This window comes from Rhizobium sp. CNPSo 3670 (assembly GCF_057784555.1).
Genome location: NZ_JBXSOL010000037.1, coordinates 14,525 through 36,330 on the forward strand (window position 1 = coordinate 14,525; position 21,806 = coordinate 36,330).

At 61.9% G+C, this 21,806-nt stretch carries 17 protein-coding genes and 3 pseudogenes; 10 read left to right on the plus strand and 10 right to left on the minus strand.

What is annotated here, in order from left to right:
- Positions 1-2: 2 nt before the first annotated feature.
- Genes AC13QO_RS26105 through AC13QO_RS26115 form a run of 3 tightly spaced genes read left to right on the plus strand, consistent with a single transcriptional unit; the run spans position 3 to position 2,894 of the window.
- Entirely contained in the window at positions 3-1,130 is a 1,128-nt protein-coding gene (locus AC13QO_RS26105) for an NAD(P)/FAD-dependent oxidoreductase (RefSeq protein WP_488542300.1), read from the plus strand.
- A complete protein-coding gene (locus AC13QO_RS26110) occupies positions 1,111-1,413 on the plus strand; it encodes a (2Fe-2S)-binding protein (protein WP_488542301.1) in 303 nt (100 codons plus the stop codon). The genes AC13QO_RS26105 and AC13QO_RS26110 overlap by 20 nt, the downstream gene beginning before the upstream one ends.
- Complete coding sequence (locus tag AC13QO_RS26115) at positions 1,410-2,894, plus strand: FAD-dependent oxidoreductase (protein WP_488542302.1); 1,485 nt, start codon at positions 1,410-1,412, stop codon at positions 2,892-2,894. The genes AC13QO_RS26110 and AC13QO_RS26115 overlap by 4 nt, the downstream gene beginning before the upstream one ends.
- Positions 2,895-3,060: 166 nt before the next feature.
- Here the strand turns inward: AC13QO_RS26115 and AC13QO_RS26120 are convergent.
- Positions 3,061-3,416, minus strand: a pseudogene (locus AC13QO_RS26120) (cupin domain-containing protein).
- Between the two features lie 488 nt (positions 3,417-3,904).
- The gene (locus tag AC13QO_RS26125; RefSeq protein WP_488542313.1) at positions 3,905-4,381 is read right to left on the minus strand and encodes an Lrp/AsnC family transcriptional regulator; all 477 of its coding nucleotides are present in this window, start codon (positions 4,379-4,381) and stop codon (positions 3,905-3,907) included.
- Positions 4,382-4,616: 235 nt separating this feature from the next.
- Between AC13QO_RS26125 and AC13QO_RS26130 the strand changes: the two genes are divergently transcribed.
- Positions 4,617-5,942, plus strand: coding sequence for an NAD(P)/FAD-dependent oxidoreductase (locus tag AC13QO_RS26130; RefSeq protein WP_488542303.1), 1,326 nt, complete (start codon positions 4,617-4,619; stop codon positions 5,940-5,942).
- 14 nt (positions 5,943-5,956) lie between these two features.
- Here the strand turns inward: AC13QO_RS26130 and AC13QO_RS26135 are convergent, their stop codons facing one another.
- From AC13QO_RS26135 to AC13QO_RS26145, 3 genes are all read right to left on the minus strand, one after another.
- Positions 5,957-8,497, minus strand: a complete 2,541-nt coding sequence (locus AC13QO_RS26135; protein ID WP_488542304.1) for a methyl-accepting chemotaxis protein — start codon at positions 8,495-8,497, stop codon at positions 5,957-5,959.
- A 319-nt stretch (positions 8,498-8,816) separates the two neighbouring features.
- Positions 8,817-12,515, minus strand: coding sequence for a trifunctional transcriptional regulator/proline dehydrogenase/L-glutamate gamma-semialdehyde dehydrogenase (putA, locus tag AC13QO_RS26140; protein ID WP_488542305.1), 3,699 nt, complete (start codon positions 12,513-12,515; stop codon positions 8,817-8,819).
- Between the two features lie 27 nt (positions 12,516-12,542).
- Positions 12,543-12,746: a hypothetical protein gene (locus tag AC13QO_RS26145; RefSeq protein ID WP_488542306.1), complete on the minus strand. Its 204-nt coding sequence runs from the start codon at positions 12,744-12,746 to the stop codon at positions 12,543-12,545.
- A gap of 173 nt (positions 12,747-12,919) precedes the next feature.
- Here AC13QO_RS26145 and AC13QO_RS26150 point away from each other — a divergent pair, with 173 nt between their 5' ends.
- The 6 genes and pseudogenes from AC13QO_RS26150 to AC13QO_RS26175 form a co-directional block, all read left to right on the plus strand.
- Positions 12,920-13,414: an Lrp/AsnC family transcriptional regulator gene (locus tag AC13QO_RS26150; RefSeq protein WP_488542307.1), complete on the plus strand. Its 495-nt coding sequence runs from the start codon at positions 12,920-12,922 to the stop codon at positions 13,412-13,414.
- A gap of 86 nt (positions 13,415-13,500) precedes the next feature.
- Complete coding sequence (locus AC13QO_RS26155) at positions 13,501-13,902, plus strand: DUF2946 family protein (RefSeq protein WP_488542314.1); 402 nt, start codon at positions 13,501-13,503, stop codon at positions 13,900-13,902.
- Positions 13,903-13,983: 81 nt separating this feature from the next.
- The gene (locus AC13QO_RS26160; RefSeq protein ID WP_488542308.1) at positions 13,984-15,357 is read left to right on the plus strand and encodes a PepSY-associated TM helix domain-containing protein; all 1,374 of its coding nucleotides are present in this window, start codon (positions 13,984-13,986) and stop codon (positions 15,355-15,357) included.
- A 97-nt stretch (positions 15,358-15,454) separates the two neighbouring features.
- A complete protein-coding gene (gene copC, locus AC13QO_RS26165) occupies positions 15,455-15,820 on the plus strand; it encodes a copper homeostasis periplasmic binding protein CopC (RefSeq protein ID WP_488542309.1) in 366 nt (121 codons plus the stop codon).
- Positions 15,817-16,710: a copper homeostasis membrane protein CopD gene (copD, locus tag AC13QO_RS26170; RefSeq protein WP_488542310.1), complete on the plus strand. Its 894-nt coding sequence runs from the start codon at positions 15,817-15,819 to the stop codon at positions 16,708-16,710. Before copC ends, copD begins: the two co-directional genes overlap by 4 nt.
- 167 nt (positions 16,711-16,877) lie before the next feature.
- A pseudogene (locus tag AC13QO_RS26175) lies at positions 16,878-18,507 on the plus strand (acyltransferase); the annotation flags it as partial.
- A 92-nt stretch (positions 18,508-18,599) separates the two neighbouring features.
- Here AC13QO_RS26175 and AC13QO_RS26180 read toward each other — a convergent pair.
- The 5 genes and pseudogenes from AC13QO_RS26180 to AC13QO_RS26200 form a co-directional block, all read right to left on the minus strand.
- Positions 18,600-19,613, minus strand: coding sequence for a GlxA family transcriptional regulator (locus AC13QO_RS26180; protein WP_285194659.1), 1,014 nt, complete (start codon positions 19,611-19,613; stop codon positions 18,600-18,602).
- 10 nt (positions 19,614-19,623) lie between these two features.
- Complete coding sequence (locus tag AC13QO_RS26185; protein WP_488542315.1) at positions 19,624-19,932, minus strand: hypothetical protein; 309 nt, start codon at positions 19,930-19,932, stop codon at positions 19,624-19,626.
- Positions 19,933-20,141: 209 nt separating this feature from the next.
- A complete protein-coding gene (gfa, locus tag AC13QO_RS26190; RefSeq protein ID WP_488542311.1) occupies positions 20,142-20,714 on the minus strand; it encodes an S-(hydroxymethyl)glutathione synthase in 573 nt (190 codons plus the stop codon).
- Positions 20,715-20,769: 55 nt separating this feature from the next.
- Entirely contained in the window at positions 20,770-21,606 is an 837-nt protein-coding gene (fghA, locus tag AC13QO_RS26195; RefSeq protein WP_488542312.1) for an S-formylglutathione hydrolase, read from the minus strand.
- 2 nt (positions 21,607-21,608) lie between these two features.
- A pseudogene (locus AC13QO_RS26200) lies at positions 21,609-21,806 on the minus strand (S-(hydroxymethyl)glutathione dehydrogenase); the annotation flags it as partial.

A 21,806-nucleotide genomic window follows, 5' to 3' on the forward strand; every position in this document is an offset into this window, starting at 1 on the left:
GAATGGATTACGACATAATCGTCATCGGCGGCGGCCTGGTCGGCATATCGATTGCTTGGGGTCTATCAAGGTGCGGGGAAAGGGTTGCAGTCGTCGACGAAGGCGATCTGGCAAACAGGGCTGCCCGAGCTAATTTCGGACTCGTATGGAGCTCAAGCAAGGGGCTCGGGAACGCTGCCTACTCCCGCTGGTCGCGAACCTCGACCGCGAACTGGCACCAGCTCGCAGCCGAGCTGAAGGCCGAAACTGGCATTGACACCGGCTTTGTCCAGTCGGGCGGCTTCTCAATTCGGCTCACGCCAACGGAACTGGAACGCGGGATTGCATCGATGGCGAAGCTCGCCTGCCAACCCGGCATGGACGCCGAGGGAACGCCGCCGCTCGAATATGAGGTACTCGATCAAGCGGAGACGCGCCGCCGCCTGCCCCTCGTCGGCGAGTCGGTTGCAGGCGCAATTTTCAGCCCGCTCGACGGTCACGCAAACGCGCTGCGGCTGTTCGCGGCCTTTCACAGCGCAGCGCAGCAGCGCGGCGTTCATTATCTGCCGCATCGGAAGACGGTTGCAATTAGTCATCGCGCAGGCACGTTCGAATTGGCCGGAGATGGGTGGCGGGTCGCTGCCGGCAAGATCGTCCTTGCTGCCGGGATCGGCAACACCGCGCTCGCCCCGATGGTCGGGCTGAACGTTCCGCTCTCGCCCAGCCGCGGCCAGATCATTGTGACCGAGCGGCTGAAGCCTTTCCTCAGCCATGCCACCGGCTATCTGCGGCAGACAGACGAGGGATCGGTGCTGATCGGCGAAAGCAAGGAAGCGACGATCGATCACCAGCGGCCGCGCGGGCCGATTACTGCGGTCCTGGCCGAACGCGCCGTGCGCACATTTCCCCTTCTAAAGGACGCCAATGCAGTGCGGGTCTGGGCCGCATTCCGTGTGGTAACGCCGGACGGTCACCCCATTTACGAGCAGTCAGAGAGCTTCCCTGGTGCGTTCGCATGTGCCTGCCATTCCGGCGTGACTCTGGCGGCCAATCATGCGCTGGTTTTGCCACGGCAGATTTCAGCCGGCGCGCTTTCTGACGATCTTTCCGCATTTCATTCCCGGAGGTTTCATGTTCCGGCGGCTGTCTGACAGAAAAGAGCGTTCGGTCTCATTCGTGTTCAACGGGGTACCGACCACGGCCCGCGAGGGCGATAGCGTTGCCGCCGCACTGCTGGCCGCGGGACATTGCATCAACCGGCGCACCCCGGTATCCGGCGCCGCCCGTGGTCCTTACTGCATGATGGGTGTCTGCTTCGAGTGCCTCGTCAAAATCGATGGCCGCCCGAACCGGCAGGGTTGCATGACCACCGTTGCGGAAGGAATGCGGATCGAGACACAGGACGGCGCCGCCATGCCGGGGCAGGAAGAATGATTAGAAACATTCAGTCTGCCACCGATCTCGCGCCTGCCTATGACCTCGTCGTCGTTGGCGCGGGCCCTGCCGGCCTCTCGGCAGCCATCGAAGCCTCGATCCATGGTCTCGCGGTATTGCTCGCCGATGAAAATGAATCCCCTGGCGGGCAGATTTATCGGTCGGTCGAGCATGCATCAGATGCCGACCTTGCTCGCATGGGGCCGGACTACGCTGCCGGGCGGACGCTCATCCAGCGGTTTCGGCAGCGGAAGTTGAGCTACGCCCCTGGTGCGACTGTATGGAGCGTCGGGCCTGCTGACGAAGAAGCCTCCGACGGCGTGCATCCGCTCGAGGTCGGGATTTCGCTCGGCGGAATTGCTCGACCGATCGCCGCCCATCGGGTGATCCTCGCAACAGGCGCGCTCGAGCGCCCGTTCCCGTTCCCAGGGTGGACCATGCCGGGCGTCATGACGGCGGGAGCAGCGCAGATATTGATGAAGTCGTCAGGTCTCGTGCCGTCCGGACGGACCATCCTCGCCGGAACCGGGCCGCTGCTGTACTTGGTGGCAAGCCAACTTCTCCGGGCCGGCGTAGATGTCATCGCAGTTGTCGACGCCACGCCACGCGAGAACTGGCGTACGGCTCTCGTTCATCTGCCTGCCTTTGCCACCTCATCCTACGCCCTTAAAGGCCTGAAACTTCTCTTCGGTGTTCACCGTCCGGCCCGAGTCGTTCGCGGGGTGACGGCAATCGAGGCCGTTGGGCAGGAAAAATTCAGCGCTCTGCGAGTGCGCAAGAGTAAGAATTCCCTGGAGATTGAAGGCGACCTTCTCCTCCTGCACCAAGGAATCGCACCAAACCTGAATCTCACGTTGGCGGCGGGATGCGATTATTTTTGGGACGAGCATTCGGCCGTTTTCCGCCCGAGCATCGATGCCTGCGGCGCAAGTTCCGTTCCAGGTGTTTCGATCGCCGGCGATGGTGCCGGCGTGGTCGGCGCGGTTGCCTCCGCCCTCCAAGGGCAGTTGGCTGGCCTCAATGCCTCATTTGAGTTGAATCTCATTGGCCGAAATGCGTACCAAGAGCGTCGGACACGGCTCACTCGAGAGCTAGCTCGTGCCATGAGAGGCAGGACGTTCATCGAGCGTCGCTTTCGTCCTGGCGAGAAATTCCGGCTCCCTAAGCACGACAGCACCATCGTCTGCCGCTGCGAGGAAATCACGGCTGGCAAGCTGCGCGAGGTTGCAGCGCTCGGCGTGCCGGGCCCGAACCAGATGAAGGCGTTCACACGATGCGGAATGGGGCCATGTCAAGGCCGGCTGTGCGGCCTGACCGCGGTCGAATTGCTGGCGCAATGCCGTGGCGGGTCGCCCGGCGAGGCTGGTTACTATCGGCTGCGCCCGCCCATTAAACCGATGACGCTGGGCGAGTTAGCTGCTTTGCCGCACACGGATGCAGCCATCGTCGCTGTAGCCGGATTCTTAGAAACGCGACGCTGATGTCGCACAGGACACAATCCACGGGAGCCACCAATGAAGCATACACGGGGTCTATATCGACAGTGAGTAGGTCGAACCCTGCACCTCGAAAACATCAGGTGATCGATCCCTCGGCCGAGCAGCCGATGGGCAGGTGCGCCATGTCGGACGCACCTCAGTTCTGCTGTCACTCGTAAACGCAAACATAGATCTTGCGCACAGCCTCTATGGTGCGCCAAACACCAACGAAACCTGGCTTCATGACGAAGCTGTCACCGGCACGATAGGTCTTCGATTCTCCATTCTTCTCTTCGATTTCCACAAGACCTGAAATGATGTGGCAAAATTCGTAGGTGGTGCCCTTGATCGAATGATGCTCGCCAGGAGTCGCTTCCCAGACTCCGATTAATACCTTTTCTCCCTTGGAAGCATCCTGGGCCCAGGTCTTGAAAAGGGGATTGCCCGAAATGAGCCGCTCCGATCCGGGACCGCGTCCTTTGGCGTGAAATCGGGATTGGGGTCGATGGTGACCAATAGTGACATTTCATCTTCCTTCTTTGGTAGGCGGTTTTTCAGACCAACGAGACCGGATCACGGTGCGTCGGATGTTTTCAGGAATGCGCTGCCAGCGGCTCGACAACGGCTATATTGAGCAACACGGGCTGTCGACGGCCTCGTTCATGGCCAAGTGTCACTTGAGATTAGGTCGATGCAGAAGCTGGCGTTGCTAAATAGAGCGTCGCTTAAGCGGATAATTGCAAAATCTCCCGGCGATCCAGCCAAATCTGCCGCCGCCGGGACAGCTGTTTGCGAGGAACCGGTGTGTCGGTCGCGCGCGATAACGGCTCTTAACTGAAACGCCGCCATTCAGCGCGTTGTGTGACTTAATCAAGCCTTCGGTTGGATCCACATAGTGCCTGAGCCGGTTCCCGTATGTAGCGAACAATCGATTGCATTGGCGCAGCTCTACAGCGACCGATCGTCCGAAGGCCAATTGCGCGCGCCATAAATGCCCATGCGCTCCGCGCTCGTTAATGCGGAAACAGGGTGGTCAACGGCATGTGAGCTTTAACGATCGGCGATTTGAGGACGACAAAGCTGAAATATTTGTCGATGCCGATGTCCATGTCGGTGAGCCGCTCCATGATCGTCTGATATTCGTCGATGCCGGCCGTGACGAATTTCAACAGATAATCGTAGCCACCCGAAACGAGATGGCATTCGATCACCTGGTCGACCTTCTCGATCGCTGCAAGGAAGCGGGCGAAGTCGATCTGCCGATGGTTCTTCAGGGTGATTTCGGTGAACACGGTCAGAGTCTGCCCGAGTTTGCTGACATTGATCTGAGCCGAATAGCCTTCTATGTAGCCTTCCGATTGCAGCTTCTTCACCCGCATCAGGCAGGGGCTTGGCGACAGGTTGACCAGCTCGGCGAGTTCCACATTTGTGACGCGGCCATTCTTCTGCAGTTCGTAGAGAATTTTTATGTCGATCCTGTCAAGTTTCATCATCACATGCGCCTTCGCTTGCTCGAGATCGCCAAGGATGCAGCATATTATGCTGCAGCCTTCCAATATCGAGCTTAACACATCACCAAGGGCTGTCGACCGGATTGCGGGACATACCGAAGCATAAACGGCTAAGGGCCACCCGCTAACTCGGAATCTTCTGCTGTCGTCGGCTGATCTCCGGCAAAGTCGCGGCGGCGGATCCGCTAGACTGGCCCGAAACGGAGACCTCGCCATGCCCGCACCGCTCACTCGTGTCGACACCACACCGCAGCTGCCTGCTGCCGCCGATGCGGTGGTAATCGGAGGCGGCATCGTCGGCGTTTTCGCGGCTTATTATCTGGCGCGACGCGGATTGAAAGTCGCCCTCGTCGAAAAGGGCCTCATCGGGGCGGAACAGTCGAGCCGCAATTGGGGCTGGTGCCGGCAGCAGAACCGTGACGCCCGTGAATTGCCGATGGCGACGAAGAGCCTCGATCTGTGGGAGCAATTCGCAACCGAAACCGGCGAGGACACCGGCTTCCGCCGCTGCGGTCTCCTCTATCTCAGCAACAGCGAGAAGGAACTTTCCGGCTGGGCCCGTTGGCGCGATTTCGCCCGATCGGTCGGTGTGACGACGCATATGCTGGGCGGCGCGGAGGCAACCGAACGCGGGCAGGCCACCGGCGCCGCGTGGAAAGGCGGAGTCTTTTCGCCGACCGACGGCACGGCCGACCCCGCAAACGCCGCGCCTGCGGTTGTGCGTGCGATCCTGAAGCTCGGCGGTACGGTGCATCAATCCTGTGCGGCCCGCGGCGTCGACATTGAAGGCGGCCGGCTTTCAGGCGTTGTCACCGAACATGGCACCATCCGGACGAAGGTCGCGATCCTGGCCGGCGGGGCCTGGGCCTCCTCCTTCTGCCGCCAACTCGGCATCCGATTTCCACAAGCTTCGATCCGCTCGTCGATCCTCTCGGTTTCGCCGGGTGCCTCCGGCCTGCCGGATGCGCTGCATACATCAGCGGTATCAGTGACACGTCGCGGCAACGGCGGCTATACGCTGGCGATCAGCGGCCGCGGCCGCGTCGACCCCACGGCGCAGCAGTTTCGTTTCGCGCCGCAGTTCCTGCCCATGTTCGCCCGCCGCTGGCGGAGTCTGGCACCCGGCGGATTGGAGGGGATTCGTTCGGGCCACGAATCTCTGGCGCGCTGGCGGCTCGACAGGCCGACGCCGATGGAGCGCATGCGCATCCTCGATCCGGCAGTCGACCAGGGCACCATTACCCTCACGCATTCACGGGCGCTCAAGCTGCTGCCCGCCTTGAAGAACACCGAAATCAACGCCGCCTGGGCGGGCTATATCGACAGCACGCCGGATGGCGTGCCGGCGATCGGCGAAATCGCCACCCTTCCAGGTTTCATCCTCGCTGCGGGCTTCAGCGGCCACGGCTTCGGCATCGGACCCGTCGCCGGTCATCTGATCGCCGATATCGTCACGGGCGACGAGCCGATCGTCGATCCCAGGCCCTATCATCCCAACCGCTTCGCGGGGTCCGCCTGGGGCAAAGTCGCCGACTTCTAGAGCGCGTCGCTCCCTCAGGAGGCCAAGGCCATCCGTGGGCTTACGGCAGGCGGAGCCTTGCGGGCGTCGGCGGTCTGGAAGCGGGAAATCCGCTCGTTCAGCAGTTCCACCTGCTGCCGAAGCCTGTGAATTTCGGCGGTGTTTTCCTCCACCATTGCGGCATTGTGCTGCGTGATATGCTCGATGTCGCGAACGGCGCTGTTGACCTCGTCGATGCCTTTGTACTGCGTGCTGGTGGCAGTCGAGATGACCTGCACCAGCCCGTTGATAGAGGTAAAATGCTCGATTATCGCCGAAAGCGCCTCACCGGTCTCCTCGACGAGCCTGACGCCCGTGCCCACCTGCGATGCGCTGTTGGAGATGAGATCCTTGATTTCGCGGGCAGCCTTGGCGCAGCGCTGTGCAAGCTCGCGCACTTCCTGTGCGACGACGGCAAAACCCCTGCCGGCCTCCCCCGCCCGCGCCGCCTCGACGCCGGCATTGAGGGCGAGAAGATTTGTCTGAAAGGCAATCTCGTCGATCACACCGATAATGCTGGAGACCTTGTCCGACGAACGGTTGATGGCGTCCATGGCGTCGACGGCCTTGGCGACGACGGCCGCGGAATGCTCCGCCTGCCGATGCGCTTCGGCGACGGAAACCGATGTCTGGCGCGCATTTTCCGCTGTCGTGCGCACGCTGGCTGTGAGTTCGCCAAGCACACGTGAACTGTCTTCGAGGGCAGCAGCCTGCTGTTCCGTGCGCCGCGCCAGATCGTCGGCCGCGCCTGAAAGATTGGTGCTGCCCTCGGCGATCTCGTAGGTGGTGTTGCGAACCTCGGCGAGTGTGCGGCGAAGCGCATCGATCGCCTGGTTATAGGTCCTGGCCATCGCGACATAATCGGCGGCCAGTTCCTCGCTCATCACGGCTGCGAGGTTGCCGTCGGCAAGCTTGCCGAGCATGTCGGAGAGTGCGTCCAGGGCCTCGCTCTGCTCGGCTTCGATGCGCGCCTGCTCGGCCGCGCGGCGGGCTTGCTCCTGTTCGTCCCGCGCCCTGTTCGTTTCAGCGACTTCTTCGAGCCTGGTCTTCTCGAGCGCCTGGTCGCGGAAGACGGTCACCGACCGGATCATATCGCCGATTTCGTCGCCACGCTTGCCATCGCCGATCGGCACGTTGAGATCGCCGGCGGCAAGTCTCGTCATCGTCTGGGTGATCCGCTTCAGCGGTCCGCGCAGCGTTTCGATCAGCATGAGACCGCCGATGATCGCAAGTACCGTGCCGGCAATCATCGCCGCGAGCGACATGGTGGCCGAACGCTGGCTGATGTCCCTGCCGCTCTCCTGCGCGGTGCTGACGAATTGCTCCAGAGTATGGCTTGCGGCGGCCACGAGCTCGGTCGCCGTCCCCCGCTCTGCCCGCCACCGGTCTGCGACCGATATCAGCAGCGACGTGTCCTTTTCGATCGTGGCGAGGGAGGGCTCGATCTTCTTCGCAAGTTCCTGCAAGGCGGCGTTTTTCCCGCTCAATGGTACAAGCTGAGCAGCGCTTTCGCGCAGCGCCTTGAGATCGACAAGAACGGCGTCCCGCGCCTCGGCATCGACCCGCCTGTTCAGTTCACTCAGATGCAGGCGCAGATCGTCGATCGATTTGAAAGCGGTACCGACGATCGCCACCATCGAGCGAAGCGTGCCGATGTTCGCATCCATGCCGACAAAGCGCTCGATAGCGGTATCCGCATTCCCTGAGGCGAGCTTTACGAACTTCTCCTCGAAGCCCTGCAGATCCTGGTCGACTGAAGCATAGCCCTCGAGCGTAAGATTGGCGCTGTCCTTGGCCATCGCCGCGAGCTTGTCCAATACTGGCTTCAGAGCGGCAATCTGGCTTTGGGCCTTGTCGGAGGCGACTGCGGCGCTCCCGCCGACCTCCTTGACGAGCGGCGGCAGGAGGCTGCCGAGAGCGCCGGCAATATCCGCGGGGGCAGCCGCCTGCGCGCTCGCCTTGCGCAATTTCGCAATGCGCTGGGCGATGTTCTTGTAAGCGGAGGCATCGAGAAGAAGCGCCCGGACGAAGGCTTCCTTTCCGTTCGCCTGATCCTGAAGGACGTCGAGCTGCTTGCGGGCAGTCTGGCTCTCCTTGAAAAGCTGCGCCACAGCCGTATCGATCGCCTGTTCGGTAATCGTGCGCTCCTGTGCCACGGCCCAAAGCGCGTCGGCGCTCCCCTGCATCTTGCCGCCGAGCTCGCGCACCGCCGAGATCTGCTGCTTCTGGGACGGATCGATCAACATGGCATCGAGCGTCGCAGCGCCCTTCTCCTGATCGGAGATGCTGGCGATCAGCCGATCGCGCGTGACCGCCGTCGGAAGGTCGGTAAAGGCCGTCAACGAGGATCTGAGCTGCTGGAAACTGGAAAGCGTGTCGATCGTCTGCCGCGTCAGGGTCATCTGGCCTTTGAGCGTGCCGGCGGTGAAATAGCCGAAAAGCCCTATGCCCGCTATGAGGACGATCAGAGGCACCACGAAGAAGAGAACCTTCGTGACAATCCGCATACGCTGCAACAGTCGATCAATCAACGCCATAGAAAGCCCCGCCCCCAGGAATGGTCACGCCTGATGGCGCGACGATAGCCGCAACTGCTAAAAAAATGGTCAATGGTGTCGAGTTTGTTCGGAGCATCGGAGGCGTGGCCGAGGCGCCGCATTTTCTGCCTCATCAGACTCGCTGACAAAGCTCGCTCTTTACGCGGCGTCATCGTCGGCCTTGTGCTGCCTTGTGCCGAGGATCTGCTGCCATTCGACCGGTCGCAGATGCTCGGAACAGGCCCGAGCATGACGAAAGGGGAGTTGGAACCTGGGCAGCCGGGCTGGAGGGCGCATTTCTGCCCCCTCGGCCTATCGATCAGCCGATGGCCATCAGGCTCGCATTGCCACCCGCAGCGGCGGTGTTGATCGAGGTCGACACCTCCTCCAGCAGCCAGTTGAGGCAATAGGCTTCCGGATCGCTTGCCAGTTCCTCGCTCGTCGCAGCCTGGACCAAGAGAAGCGGGCCGGGCAGCGCGGCGATCTTCCGGTTGACGGCAAGAACCCTGTCGCGGTCCCCTTCGACGAGCACGCCGGAGAAAGGCCCGTCCTTTTCCCAATCCGATGTCCAGGAAAGGCGGCTGGCGACAGCCGCCGGAAGATCCGCCAGCACCGACTTCGATATGGAAGCCGCATCGACTACGACGTGGTTGCCTGTGGAAATGGCCGCGGCGATCTGGCGATGCAGTCCGGTTTCGGTCTGCGGCACGAGCAGGATCCGGCCGCGCGGATGGAGCGCATAGAGATTGCGCTCGCCAACAGGGCCGGTGAGTTCGCGTTCGAGCCCGAGCGCTGATCGGCTTGCATAACTGCGCGCTGCTTCACCTTCGTCCGTCAGGCCCTTCTTATCGAGCCAGACGATATAATCGCGAAGGGCGAGGTCGGTATGGACGGAATCCTGCTGCGGCGGCACGGGCGCGCGCTGCACCAGCCGGCCGATATAAAGCGGGCCGCCGGCCTTCGGCCCCGTTCCAGACAGGCCGCGGCCGCCGAAAGGCTGCACACCGACAACAGCGCCGATGATGTTGCGATTGACGTAGAGATTGCCGGCCTTGATACGGCTCGTCACATGCGCGATCGTTTCGTCAAGCCGCGTGTGAAGCCCGAAGGTGAGGCCATAACCCGAGGCGTTGATGTCGTCGATCAGGCGATCGAGGCCGTTTCTCTTGAAGCGGACGACATGCAGGACCGGCCCGAAGACCTCCTTCGTCAGGTCCGAGAGGGATTTGATCTCGATGATCGTCGGCGGAACGAAGGTGCCTTTTGCTGCGCTTTCCGGCAGCGGCAGCTGTTCCACCTTGCGGCCGGCGGCGCGCATCGTTTCGATATGCCGGTCGATCTCCGTCTTCGCGCCGTCGTTGATGACAGGCCCTACGTCGATGCTCAAGCGATCGGTGCGGCCGATGGTCAATTCACGGAAGGCGCCCTTCAGCATGGCGAGCGTCCTGTCGGCAATGTCGTCCTGCAGGCAGAGAACACGCAGCGCCGAGCAGCGCTGGCCAGCGCTGTCGAAAGCCGATGTCACGACGTCGGCCACGACCTGCTCAGCCAGGGCGGAAGAATCGACGATCATGCCGTTCTGGCCGCCGGTTTCGGCAATCAGCGGGATCGGCTTGCCGGTTGCCGACAGGCGTTCAGCGAGCTGCGCCTGGATCATACGGGCCACCTCGGTCGAGCCGGTAAACATGACGCCCGCCGTTTGCTGCGCCCCGACCATGCCGGCGCCGAGGCGGCCGCTGCCGGGCACGAATTGCAGCGCGCCGACAGGCACGCCGGCCTCGTGGAGAATTTTGACACTCTCCGAAGCGATGATCGGCGTGACACCGGCAGGTTTCGCCAGCACGGGATTGCCGGCCACGAGGGCAGCGGCAACCTGGCCGGTGAAAATCGCCAGCGGGAAATTCCACGGGCTGATGCAGACGATCGGCCCGAGCGGCAGATGCGACGGACCGAGGGTTTTGCGCGCCTGATCGGCATAATACCGCAGGAAGTCGACCGCCTCGCGCACTTCGCCGACTGCGTTGGCGGCGGACTTGCCGGCTTCGCGCATGACGATGCCCATCAGCACCTTGATGTGGGCTTGCATAATGTCGGCGGCCCGATCGAGGCAGGCGGCGCGCTCGGCCGGCGGTACGGCCGCCCATTGCGGCGCGTAATCCGCCGCCATCGCAACGACGCGGGCGGCCTCCTCGACCTTCACTTCGGTCACCGTGCCGACGACATCCCGGTGATCGGCGGGATTGAGGACCTCGCGCGTCACGCCGTCGGTGGACCCGTCGGCGAGAATTGGAAGCGCATGCCAGGGCGTCGCAGCCGTGGAGGCAAGCGCTTGTGAAAGGTCCGCCAGCGTGGCTTCGCTCGAAAGATCGAGGCCGCTCGAATTGGCGCGAGCGCTGCCGTAAAGCGCCTTGGGTGCCGCGATCTGCACATGCGGCGCGCCGACGACGGGCATGGCCGCGACGGTCTCGGCCGGATCGGCGATGAGCGCCTCGACTGAAACATTCGGATCGGAGATGCGGTGCACGAAGGAGGAATTGGCGCCGTTTTCGAGCAGGCGGCGGACGAGATAGGCGAGCAGCGTCTCATGCGTTCCGACAGGCGCATAGATGCGGCAGGGCCTGTCGAGCTTCTCCTTCCCGACCACCTCGTCATAAAGCGGTTCGCCCATGCCATGCAGGCACTGGAATTCGTATTTGCCGACTGCGAAATCAGGCCCTGCCAGATGATAGATCGTGGCGAGCGTCTGCGCATTGTGGGTGGCGAATTGCGGGAAGACGGCATCGGCAGCGGCAAGCAGCTTTCGTGCGCAGGCGATATAGGCGACGTCGGTGTAGATCTTGCGGGTATAGACCGGATAGTCGTCGAGACCATCCACCTGGGCGCGCTTGATCTCCGCATCCCAATAAGCGCCCTTGACGAGACGGATCATCATCCGCCGCCCGGAGCGGCGGGCGAGATCGATGATGTAATCCAGGACGAAGGGGCAGCGCTTGCCATAGGCCTGGACGACAAAGCCGAGCCCGTTCCATCCGCCGAGCTCCGGGGCAAAGCACAGCTCTTCGAGAAGATCGAGCGAAAGCTCCAGCCGGTCGGCTTCCTCGGCATCGATGTTGAGGCCGATATCATAGGATTTGGCAAGAACGGCGAGCGCCTTGACCTTCGGCAGCAGCTCGCCCATCACCCGGCCGGCCTGCGCTCTCACATAGCGAGGATGCAGGGCCGAGAGCTTGATCGAAATACCGGGGCCGTCATAGATGCCGCGCCCCGCCGCCGCCTTGCCGATGGCGTGGATCGCCTTCTCGTAATCCCTGAAATAACGCTCGGCATCGGCAGCGGTCGTCGCCGCCTCGCCCAGCATGTCGTAGGAATAGCGGAAGCCGCGCGCTTCCAGCGGTCGGGCACGCTTCAGCGCCTCCTCGATCGTTTCGCCGGTGACGAACTGCTCGCCCATCATGCGCATCGCCATATCGACGCCGCGGCGGATCACCGGCTCGCCTGCGCGTGCGATCAGCCGCGTCAGCGCCGCCGACAGGCTGCGGTCGTTGACCGTCGAGGTAAGCTTGCCGGTGACGACGAGACCCCAGGTAGCGGCGTTGACGAACATGGATTTGCCGCCGCCGATGTGCGAGGTCCAGTTGCCCTCGGCGATCTTGTCGCGGATTAACGCGTCGCGGGTATCCGTGTCGGGAATGCGCAGCAGTGCCTCGGCAAGACACATGAGCGCGACACCTTCCTGGCTGGAAAGCGAATATTCCTGCACCAGCCCTTCGACGCCGGTGCCCTTCTGCTTGGCGCGCAGCGCCTCGATCAGGGTGCGGGCAGTGCTGCGAATGTCATAACGCTTGGCCTCGGAAACGCGCGCGGCCGCAACGAGCGGCGGCAGGCATTCGGTTTCCGGACGGCGATAGGCGGCCGTGATCGCCTGGCGAAGCTCGGATTGCGGCCGGATCGGCGGCGCGAAGGCCGAGAACGGCGCGGGATCATTGGATGGCGTGCTGTCGATCGCTGCGTTGAGCATGGAGGTCCCTATCAATCAATATATGGTTTAACGGATGAATGAGACGCCGGGCTCATCGTCCCAGCCAGCATCATCGGTGACGACAGGGCCGGAATATTCCGTCTCGCAAAGCGGGCGCGCCGGCTCGTCGCGTTTGAGCGTGAGCGCTGCCGCCACGGCCCTTATCGCCACCGGCCGGTAGTGGGCGATGGGATCCGGCTTCTCGTCGTCGTTCTGCGTTTCCCTGCCCATGCATGACCCCGTTTTGCATGTGGTGCCGGTGCGATCCTGACGATGCGTCAAGCACCTGCGCCTTTCATCCCATTGTCCACCCGTAAGGTATCACAGATCGCCAATCACGATCTCACTTGATTTTCACCATTTTCAGCCTGTATGAACTTATTAAATCGCATTTGAGAGCTCAAATGGCTAGTGAACCCGACATCTTTAGTGAATTGGACCAATTCGACAGAAAGATCCTCGCAGCACTCGCCGAGGATGGCAGATTGTCGATCACCGATCTCGCCGCGCGCGTCGGGCTCTCGAAGACGCCCTGTCAGCTCCGCTTCAAACGGCTGATCAACGACGGCTATATCGAAGGCTTCAAGGCCGTCCTCAATCCTGCGAAAATGCAGCTCGACCACATTGCTTTCGTCGAGGTGAAGCTTTCCGATACCCGCGAGGATGCGCTCAAAAGCTTCAACGAGGCCATCAAGAAGATTAGGGAAGTCGAGGAGTGCCACATGATCGCCGGCCGGTTCGACTATCTCCTGAAGATCCGCACCCGCGATATCGGCCGCTACCGCCGCGTTCTCGGCGAACGCATCTCGACACTGCCGCATGTGGCCAACACCTCGACCAATGTCGCGATGGAGACGATCAAGGAAGGCTGGGACAAGTTCGGTTCGAGTCTTTCGTGATTATTGATCCTGCGGCTACATTGCCGCATTGAGCTTTCGGCTCGGCAGCATTATCAACGTTTTCACGCCGAATGGCGGGGGAAACCATGCAAAGTCGTTTGGACATGATCGAGAAATGGCTGATGCGCATCCTATGCGCCATCGCACTCGTGTCTGTGGGATTTGCGCACCAGGCCCCGGCGATCGCGGCCGCCCCCGTAAATCTTGCCGAATATGTGCTTCCGGACGGGACGCTGCCTACGCTTTGCGTCACCGTCGCGGACGACGAAGGCAAGAGCGGCACTGATCACAAAGCCCACAATCATGGCTGCGAAGCCTGCCGGATCAGTGCTTCCGTCCTGCTTCCGCCACCTGCAGACATCGCCGGGAAAGCTGTTGCATTTTCCCTTCGGGTGGATCTTCCCATCCGCATCGAAGCCTTCCATCGGCAGATTTACCCGCCCAACACCGGTCCCAGAGCCCCTCCTTCCGACCCGATCCTGACCTGAACCAGCGCGTCAGCCAGGCAGAGGCGCGCCCTTTGTTCTCGGCCGCGCCTTTGCCAGCGGCCACGGATTCGGAATTTCATCATGTCGACTATCACTTCCGCCGCTCCGGCGGAAAACGCCGTACCCGGCGTCTCGCTTTATCGCGCCATCTGGCGCTGGCACTTCTTCGCCGGACTTCTCGTCATTCCCTTCATGCTGAACCTCGCGATCACCGGCTCGCTCTATCTCTTCAAGAACGAGATCAACGAAAGCGTCTTCGCCTACCGCTATGACGTCGTCGCTTCAGGCCAACCACTGGCGCCGGAAAAGCTGGCGGAGATCGCGACGGCCGCCGTGCCCCGCTCCGCGGTCACCGCCTACAAGGACCCGGCAACGCCTGAGCGCTCGGCCATCGTCACGGTGTCAAGCGATGCCAGCTCCACGCTCGTCTTCATCGATCCCTATAACGGCAGGATTCTTGATAGGGTCGGCTCAACCGAAGAGTTCAACTACGTCGTCAAGCGCATCCACAGTCTTGCTCTGTTTGGGAGCCTTCCAAACAAGCTGATCGAGATTGCCGGCGGATTCGCCATGGTGCTTGTCGTGACCGGCATCTATCTCTGGTGGCCACGCCGCCAGACGGGCGGCGTCGTCACGGTCCGTGGCACGCCTGCCCGACGCGTCTTCTGGCGCGACCTGCATGCCGTAACCGGTGCCTTCGCGGGCATCCTGATCTTCTTCCTGGCGATCACCGGTATGCCGTGGTCGGGCTACTGGGGTTCGAACGTGCAGGCCTGGCTCGGAAGCCATGACCTGGGCTATCCCACGCAACTCTGGGACGCTGTGCCGAAATCGCAGAAGGTTACCCAGGACATCCTGCCTGCGGTCGGCTGGACAGTTGAACAGGCCCCGGTCCCGCTCTCCGACATTGCCGCCTCCCAACCGAAGAAGCCAATCGGCCTTAACAAGGCCGTCGAAGTCGCAAAGGCTTCCGGTCTGACGCCGGGGTTCGACCTTGCCATGCCTACCGGTGAAGCCGGCGTCTATTCGGCGGCGATCTATCCCGATGATCTGACTAAGGAACGAACGATCCACATCGACCAATATTCCGGCAAACCGCTCGTCGACATCTCGTACGGCCAGTATCCGATTGGCGGAAAAGCCATCGAGTGGGGCATCAATGTTCACCAGGGGCGCGAATTCGGTCGCATCAATCAATTCCTGATGCTCGCCACCTGCCTGGCGATCATTCTTTCCTGCGTGACCGGCATCGTCATGTGGTGGAAGCGACGCCCGTCCGGACGTGTGGGTGTTCCACCGCTGCCGCCGCGGCGATCGGTTTATGTCGGCCTATGGACCATCACGGCCGTCTTCGCCCTGGCGTTTCCACTGACCGGCCTCGCCATCCTGCTGATGATCGCGGTCGACCAGACCATTATTCGCACGATCCCGCCGCTTCGGCGTGCGTTCGCTTGAGGATGTCTCGGTGAAGACAATCGCACCCGCCCTTCGGCGAAACTTTGACATACGCCCCCTCCGACTGGCAACTTCAAAGGAAACAAGTGAGATGACCATGTCAAAACTCCTCCGCATCGCTTCCATAGCACTGGTCGTGACGGCCGCGGCCGCCAGCCAGGCCTTGGCTCACGCCCACCTGAAAACGTCGAGCCCGGCAGAGAAGACATCCGTCGTCTCTCCCAGCGAACTCGACCTGACTTTTACAGAAGAACTCGACCTCAAGTTCAGCGGTGTGAAGGTCACCGCCTCCAGCAAAGAGGAAATCAGGCTTGGCGAAGCCCGGCTGAAGGACGAGGGCAAGGTCCTGACGGTCCCCGTTTCTACAATGCTGGCACCAGGCGACTACACGGTCGACTGGCATGTGCTTTCGACAGACGGTCACAAGACCAGCGGCAGCTATACTTTCACCGTCAAGCCGTGATCACGCTCGAGACGGCCTATATCGGTTGCCGCTTTTTCCTGGACATCGCTGCCCTGTATCTGTGGGGCAGCTGCGCATATCTGTGGCTGCTCGTTCCCGCCTCACTTTCTGGGGATATCTGGACACGGCAATCTTGGCCACGAGCCTTTGCGGTCGGCTGCATTGTCGCTGCTACGGTCCTTACCCTCCCGATCAGGTCCGCGCTCCTCAGTGGGGACTGGGCCGACGCATTTGATTTCGGTGCGATGCTGGATGTTCTTTTCGGCACCACGATCGGCACGGCGTGGATGTGGCAGGGGGCAGGAACCGCCGCGCTTTTTCTCGCATACGTCGCGGTACCCATGCGACTGCGGGCCGCCAGCATGACGATTGCCGCGGGATTCTTGCTGGCGGGTCTAGCCGCGAGTGGCCATGCCGCCATGAATACCGGCTGGCTTCGTGCCCTGCATCGGGCGAACGATATCGTCCATGTCCTGGCGGGAGGCGCCTGGTTCGGCGCGCTGATCCCGGTCGCGCTCATTCTGCCGCTGTTGTCCGATCACCAGGCCGGCCGCGACGCGACGACGGCGCTCGTCCGTTTCTCCACGGCAGGCCACATCGCCGTCGGCATGGTTTTGATCTCCGGCGCCGGCAACATGTTCATGATCATCGGCGGTTTTCCGCTCGACTGGTCCGTTGTCTATCAGTTTCTGCTTTCCCTGAAGATACTGCTCGTCCTGTCGATGACCGGACTGGCGATTCTCCACAGGTATGTGCTCGTGCCAAAACTCTCCTGGTCTCATGGAGCTGTGACGGCACTCAGGATCGGCACCGTTGTCGAAATCGTCTTGGCGCTCACAGTCGTCGGCCTGGTGGCATGGTTCGGCACTCTGGAGCCGACCGCCATGTAAGTCACGCTGCAGGCATCGCGCAACGACCGCATCGAGGCAACTGGCCAGCGACCGGTCCATCCTCTGCATCTTGCTTGCGAACCGCTTACGGGGTCTGATACCGCCGGGAGACGGATGGCTTGACATAAACGAGGCTTCGGCGACTGAACCTGAGAATGAGGAGCAGGATGAATCACGCCAACAGCCCTAAGGCATCGGTGAGCGAGGAGAGGGAAGCGCGCTGGCTGCAATATCTTCCGTGGGAGCGCATCGCGTCGGACCTCGATCACTCCGCTCACCTCGCCCGCAGGGCAGCGCTCCGGCGATCATGCGCCGCCGAATTAGCCGAGACCTCCTATATCGCCGAGAATACCGCGATCTTCACCGAAAGCCTGGCGAAGGCTGAGCGTTCGTGGATTGCGGGGCACGCGTGCGCGGCGATGTCATCCTCGGCGAGGATTGTTCCGTCAATCCCTATGCTTGCGTTTCCGGCAAGGTGACGTGCGGCAATGGTATCCGCATTGCCTCGCATGCTTCGATCGTGGGGTTCAATCATGGCTTCGACGATCCTGATCTGCCCATACACCGCCAGGGCGTCGTCTGCCTCGGCATCGTAATCGGCGATGATGTCTGGAACGGCGCCAATTGCGTGATCCTCGATGGTGTCACGATAGGAAACGGCACCGTCATAGCCGCCGGTGCGGTCGTGACCGGGGACATTGCGAGCATGGCGATTGCCGGCGGCGTGCCTGCCCGGGTGCTGCGCAGCCGAGGCTCGACGGCCAGGAAACCGGCGCTGGAGACATCGAATAAACAATTGCTGAGGCTCGGGGAGAAGGCGCAGGAGCAATGGCCGGATATTCTCGCCCTTTTGAAAAAAGACAGAGCCTATGAATCGCTGGAAGCGGACGGCGTCAGGCGGCCGGCGATCCGGCACCTGTGTGATGCGATCGAAATCGCCGCCGGCTTCGGCCAGCTGCCGCCCGAGCTCGATGCGTCGGAGACTACCGAGCGCCTTCAAGGACTGCAGGACCGGGAGACCGGCCTTTTCCCGGAAGACCATGCGCGTTCGCATGGGATGCTGCTGAGGGATGATTCGAAGGCGCTCTACAATGTTCTATCGGTCGGCTATGCGCTCGAACTGCTCGGCTCACATCCGCCGCACCCTGTCCGAGCAGTCGAGCTCGATGCCGGAGAGCTCGACGAATGGCTGAGCGCCCTGCCCTGGCAAAGCCGGGCGTGGCATGCCGGCAGCGTCGTCGATGCGATCGGCACAGCCATGTATTTCAACGCCCGCTATTTCGGCATCCGGCAATCACGGCAGGCGCTGTTCGAATGGCTGACCCGCAATGTCAACAGCGTCACCGGCCTGTGGGGCGAGCCGACGGCGCTGGAGGGATGGCTCCAGCCGGTGAACGGCTTTTATCGACTGACGCGCGGCACCTATGCGCAGTTCGGCATTGCGCTTCCGCACCCGCGCGCCGCGCTCGAAACGGTACATCTCAATTATCGTGACCATGAGGGTTTTGTCGGCGCGAAATACAATGCCTGCAACCTGCTCGATACGGTCCATCCGCTGCTGCTGATTGCCCGGCAGACCGATTACCGGCGGGCCGATGGCGAGGCGATTGCCCGAATCTCATAACGAGGGCCGTGGACAGATGGCGGGACGGCGAAGGTTTCCCTTTCGCCGATGGCGCCGAGCCGAGTCTGCAGGGAACGGAGATGTGGCTTTCGGTCATCCATTTGGCAGCCGATTTCCTCGGCCTTGTGGATCACTTCGCCTTCGTCCCCAAGGGCGTGCACCGGACCGCAACGCCCCGGGCTCCGCCTGTGATCAACCATGCAGCGATGCCGTCAGCCAGGCGGCGGCGAGATTGCGGGCGACGATAATCTTAAGCACTGCCGCTTCAATGCGTTCGCAAAGCCGCGGCACGATGCTGAGAAGGCGTCTGCCCGAACGTGCGCTTGAACGTTCTCGTGAATTGCGAGGCGTTTTCGAAACCGACGTCGAGCGCGATCTCGATGAGTGGCGCCTTCGACTGGGCAAGGATCGATTTTGCCCGCTCCATGCGGACACGGTTATAGGCCTTGGCAGGCGACATGCCCGTCTTCTCGATGAAGATCCGCTCCAGTTGGCGCCGCGAGAGCCCGACCATGGCGGCGAGCTTTTCGATCGGCATGCTGCCGTCGACGAATTGCTCCATGGTGATCATCGCCGCCTTGACGCGGGCATCGTCGTAATCGTCATACAGGGGACGCCGGGGCTGAATGTCGGCCGGAGCGCGGGCTTTCTCGATCTGCAGCACTTCGAGCGCGTTTCGTTCGGCATCGCGGCTGATGTATTTCCTGACCAGCAGCGCCGCCATATCGGCACTGCTGCTGCCGCCGGCGCAGGATCCGCGCTGGCGATCGAGATTGAAGAGCCGGTCGGAGCGAACACTGAGTTCGGGGAACCGCTCGCGGAACTCCTTGTAATGCAGCCAGCTGACGCAGGATTCATGCCGCGTCATCAGGCCCGCGGCGGCAAGGATGAACGTACCGGTGCACACGCCGATCAGCGGCACCTTCTTGGCATCCGCCTGCTTGAGGAAGGCGATGGTCTGCTGGTCGACGGGATTCTCGACGGTCAGAAGGCCGCCGACGACGGCGATGTAATCGAACCGCGTGGGATCGACGAAGTCCGACGTCGGAGCGACCTGGACGCCGCAGCTCGAGGTAATCAGGTGCCGCGTGCTGCCGATCACCTGCCAGTCGGCAAGCACCCGTCCGGAACGATCCTGCTCGTCGCTCGCAAGCCGCAGCGTGTCCACGAACAGCGCAAAGGCCGACAGCGTGAACGATCGCGACAGAACGAACCCAACCTTGAGCCGGGCGGCGGGTTTCGCGGCGCCGTCTGCCTGCCGATGCTGCCCGGGTCGCATATTCATCTCATCACCGTTTCTGAATGCGCTCATCTGAGCTGAAAACCGTGCGCCAGCGGATCGCGGTCGTCAACACAAATGCTGTTGTGGCCGATGACCCGCGTCCAGCCTCCGCAAAGTGAGCCAAAGAGTTCATCACGATTATCAATATCACGATACCGTTCGACGCATTGGTCGAAGCCGCGATATCGAGCATCCTGATCGCGCCGTCGATCATTTCGCCGAGTCCGACGAAGCGCGATGTCCCGAGGTGAGGCATACCGTAAACCATCGTCACCGTCTGATGGGATGATGCAGCGCAAGGGAGTATTTTGAACATTTCGCTGATGTCATCCCGGTGCCGAACTGGGGCCGGAGGGACATGAACGATCCCCAGCGACGCTTGACATCATCACGGGGCCACTGGTTGTCGCGAACCTCCGGGCGAATTGCCGTAGCCGCGAGCCGCGAATCGAGTGCCGTCGTGCGCGATCTATCGATCCCAAACTCGACCGGGGAGCGCTGGCACGCCAGCGCTCCCCGGAAGGTTCAGGCGGCAAGGACGCCGCTCTTCTTGGCGGTCCAGGTGGCGATATAGTCCATCAGGCCGGGCGAGAGGCAATCATAGGGTTCGAGGCCCGACGCCTTCAGCTGCGCTCTGACGGCGTCCATCTTCGAAGGGTCGAAGCCGCTTTCGATGATCGACGATACGAAGGCTGCGAAGGTCGGCTTTGCCCAGCCGCCCTCCAGGAAGCGCTCCGGATGGACGAAGGACAATCCCTGGAACGGATGTTCGCGCTCGACCGGCCCGTACATATGCACGCCGCACTCCTTGCAGGCATGCCGCTGGATCAGAGCTGTGGAATCGACGACTGTAAGCTTGTCGCCGTTTTCCAGCACCTCGACGCTTTCGGTCGGCGCTACAGCCACGACCGAGAAGACGGCACCTTTCGGCTTCCAGCACTTGGTGCAGCCGCAGACATGATTGTGGGCGATATCCCCCTTGACCCTGACCTTGACCGGATTGCTCGCGCAATTGCACACAAGCGTTCCGCCTGCGAAAGCAGCGTCAGTCGCTCGAAAGCCTGAATCCACTGCCGGATGTATGGCTATGCTGGTCATTGCTTCTCTCCTTCCCTCCCTGGCCGTTTGCGTTATGCCCGGCCGAGCTCTGCAATTATTTTCCCAGCCTCTGCGCATGCCAGCGCAGATGGTCTTCCATGAATGTCGAAATGAAGAAGTAGGAATGGCCGTAGCCTTCCTGCATGCGAAGCTTGAGGTTGATATCAGCCGCTTCGCAGGCTTGCCTCAGCTCGTCGGGGCGCAATCCATCCTCCAGGAAGCTGTCCGCCGTTCCCTGATCGACAAAGAGTTCGGGGAACCGATGTCCATCTTCGATCAGGGAGCAGGAATCATAGGCCCGCCAAGTTGCCTCGTCGGCGCCGAGATATTTCCGGAATGCCGGCTTCGACCATCCGGAAACCGACGGATGGCTGATCGGCGCGAAGGCCGAGCAGCTGCGGAAGCGGTCCGGATTCTTGAGCGCCATCGTGATCGCGCCATGTCCGCCCATCGAGTGACCGAAGATCCCCTGACGGTCCATGTCGACCGGAAATTCCGCAGCGAGGAGCCGCGGCAGCTCGTCGACGATATAGCTGTACATGCGATAATTGGCCGAATAGGGCGGCTCAGTGGCGTCGACGTAAAAGCCCGCACCCTTGCCGAATTGCCAGTTGTCAGCCTCATCGGGAACATGGTCACCGCGAGGGCTGGTATCCGGGCAGACGATGACGAGACCGAGTTCGGCGGCAAGCCGCCGATACTCGCCCTTGTCCATGACGTTGGCATGCGTGCATGTCAGGCCGGACAGATACCACAGTACCGGCAGCCTGCCCGCGGCGGCCTGCGGCGGCACGAAGACCGCGAAGGTCATGTCGCAATCGCAGGCCTCGGAGCGTTCGACGTAGACGCCCTGAGTGCCGCCGTAGGACTTATCGGTCGAGATCGTTTTCATTCTCAATAGACCACCACGCCGCGGATGCTTTCACCCTTGTGCATCAGGTCGAAGCCCTTGTTGATGTCTTCGAGCGGCATGGTGTGGGTGATCATCGGATCGATCTGGATCTTGCCCTGCATGTACCAGTCGACGATCTTCGGCACGTCGGTGCGGCCGCGCGCGCCGCCGAAGGCGGTGCCCATCCAGTTGCGGCCGGT

Coding starts and splice junctions, on each gene's coding strand:
- AC13QO_RS26150 (WP_488542307.1), top strand. CDS start 12,920: ATGGCTAGTGAACCCGACATCTTTAGTGAATTGGACCAATTCGACAGA.
- AC13QO_RS26105 (WP_488542300.1), top strand. CDS start 3: ATGGATTACGACATAATCGTCATCGGCGGCGGCCTGGTCGGCATATCG.
- AC13QO_RS26160 (WP_488542308.1), top strand. CDS start 13,984: ATGTCGACTATCACTTCCGCCGCTCCGGCGGAAAACGCCGTACCCGGC.
- copC (WP_488542309.1), top strand. CDS start 15,455: ATGTCAAAACTCCTCCGCATCGCTTCCATAGCACTGGTCGTGACGGCC.
- AC13QO_RS26115 (WP_488542302.1), top strand. CDS start 1,410: ATGATTAGAAACATTCAGTCTGCCACCGATCTCGCGCCTGCCTATGAC.
- putA (WP_488542305.1), bottom strand. CDS start 12,515: ATGCTCAACGCAGCGATCGACAGCACGCCATCCAATGATCCCGCGCCG.
- AC13QO_RS26130 (WP_488542303.1), top strand. CDS start 4,617: ATGCCCGCACCGCTCACTCGTGTCGACACCACACCGCAGCTGCCTGCT.
- fghA (WP_488542312.1), bottom strand. CDS start 21,606: ATGAAAACGATCTCGACCGATAAGTCCTACGGCGGCACTCAGGGCGTC.
- AC13QO_RS26185 (WP_488542315.1), bottom strand. CDS start 19,932: ATGTTCAAAATACTCCCTTGCGCTGCATCATCCCATCAGACGGTGACG.
- AC13QO_RS26110 (WP_488542301.1), top strand. CDS start 1,111: ATGTTCCGGCGGCTGTCTGACAGAAAAGAGCGTTCGGTCTCATTCGTG.
- AC13QO_RS26135 (WP_488542304.1), bottom strand. CDS start 8,497: ATGGCGTTGATTGATCGACTGTTGCAGCGTATGCGGATTGTCACGAAG.
- AC13QO_RS26155 (WP_488542314.1), top strand. CDS start 13,501: ATGCAAAGTCGTTTGGACATGATCGAGAAATGGCTGATGCGCATCCTA.
- gfa (WP_488542311.1), bottom strand. CDS start 20,714: ATGACCAGCATAGCCATACATCCGGCAGTGGATTCAGGCTTTCGAGCG.
- AC13QO_RS26125 (WP_488542313.1), bottom strand. CDS start 4,381: ATGAAACTTGACAGGATCGACATAAAAATTCTCTACGAACTGCAGAAG.
- AC13QO_RS26145 (WP_488542306.1), bottom strand. CDS start 12,746: ATGGGCAGGGAAACGCAGAACGACGACGAGAAGCCGGATCCCATCGCC.
- AC13QO_RS26180 (WP_285194659.1), bottom strand. CDS start 19,613: ATGCGACCCGGGCAGCATCGGCAGGCAGACGGCGCCGCGAAACCCGCC.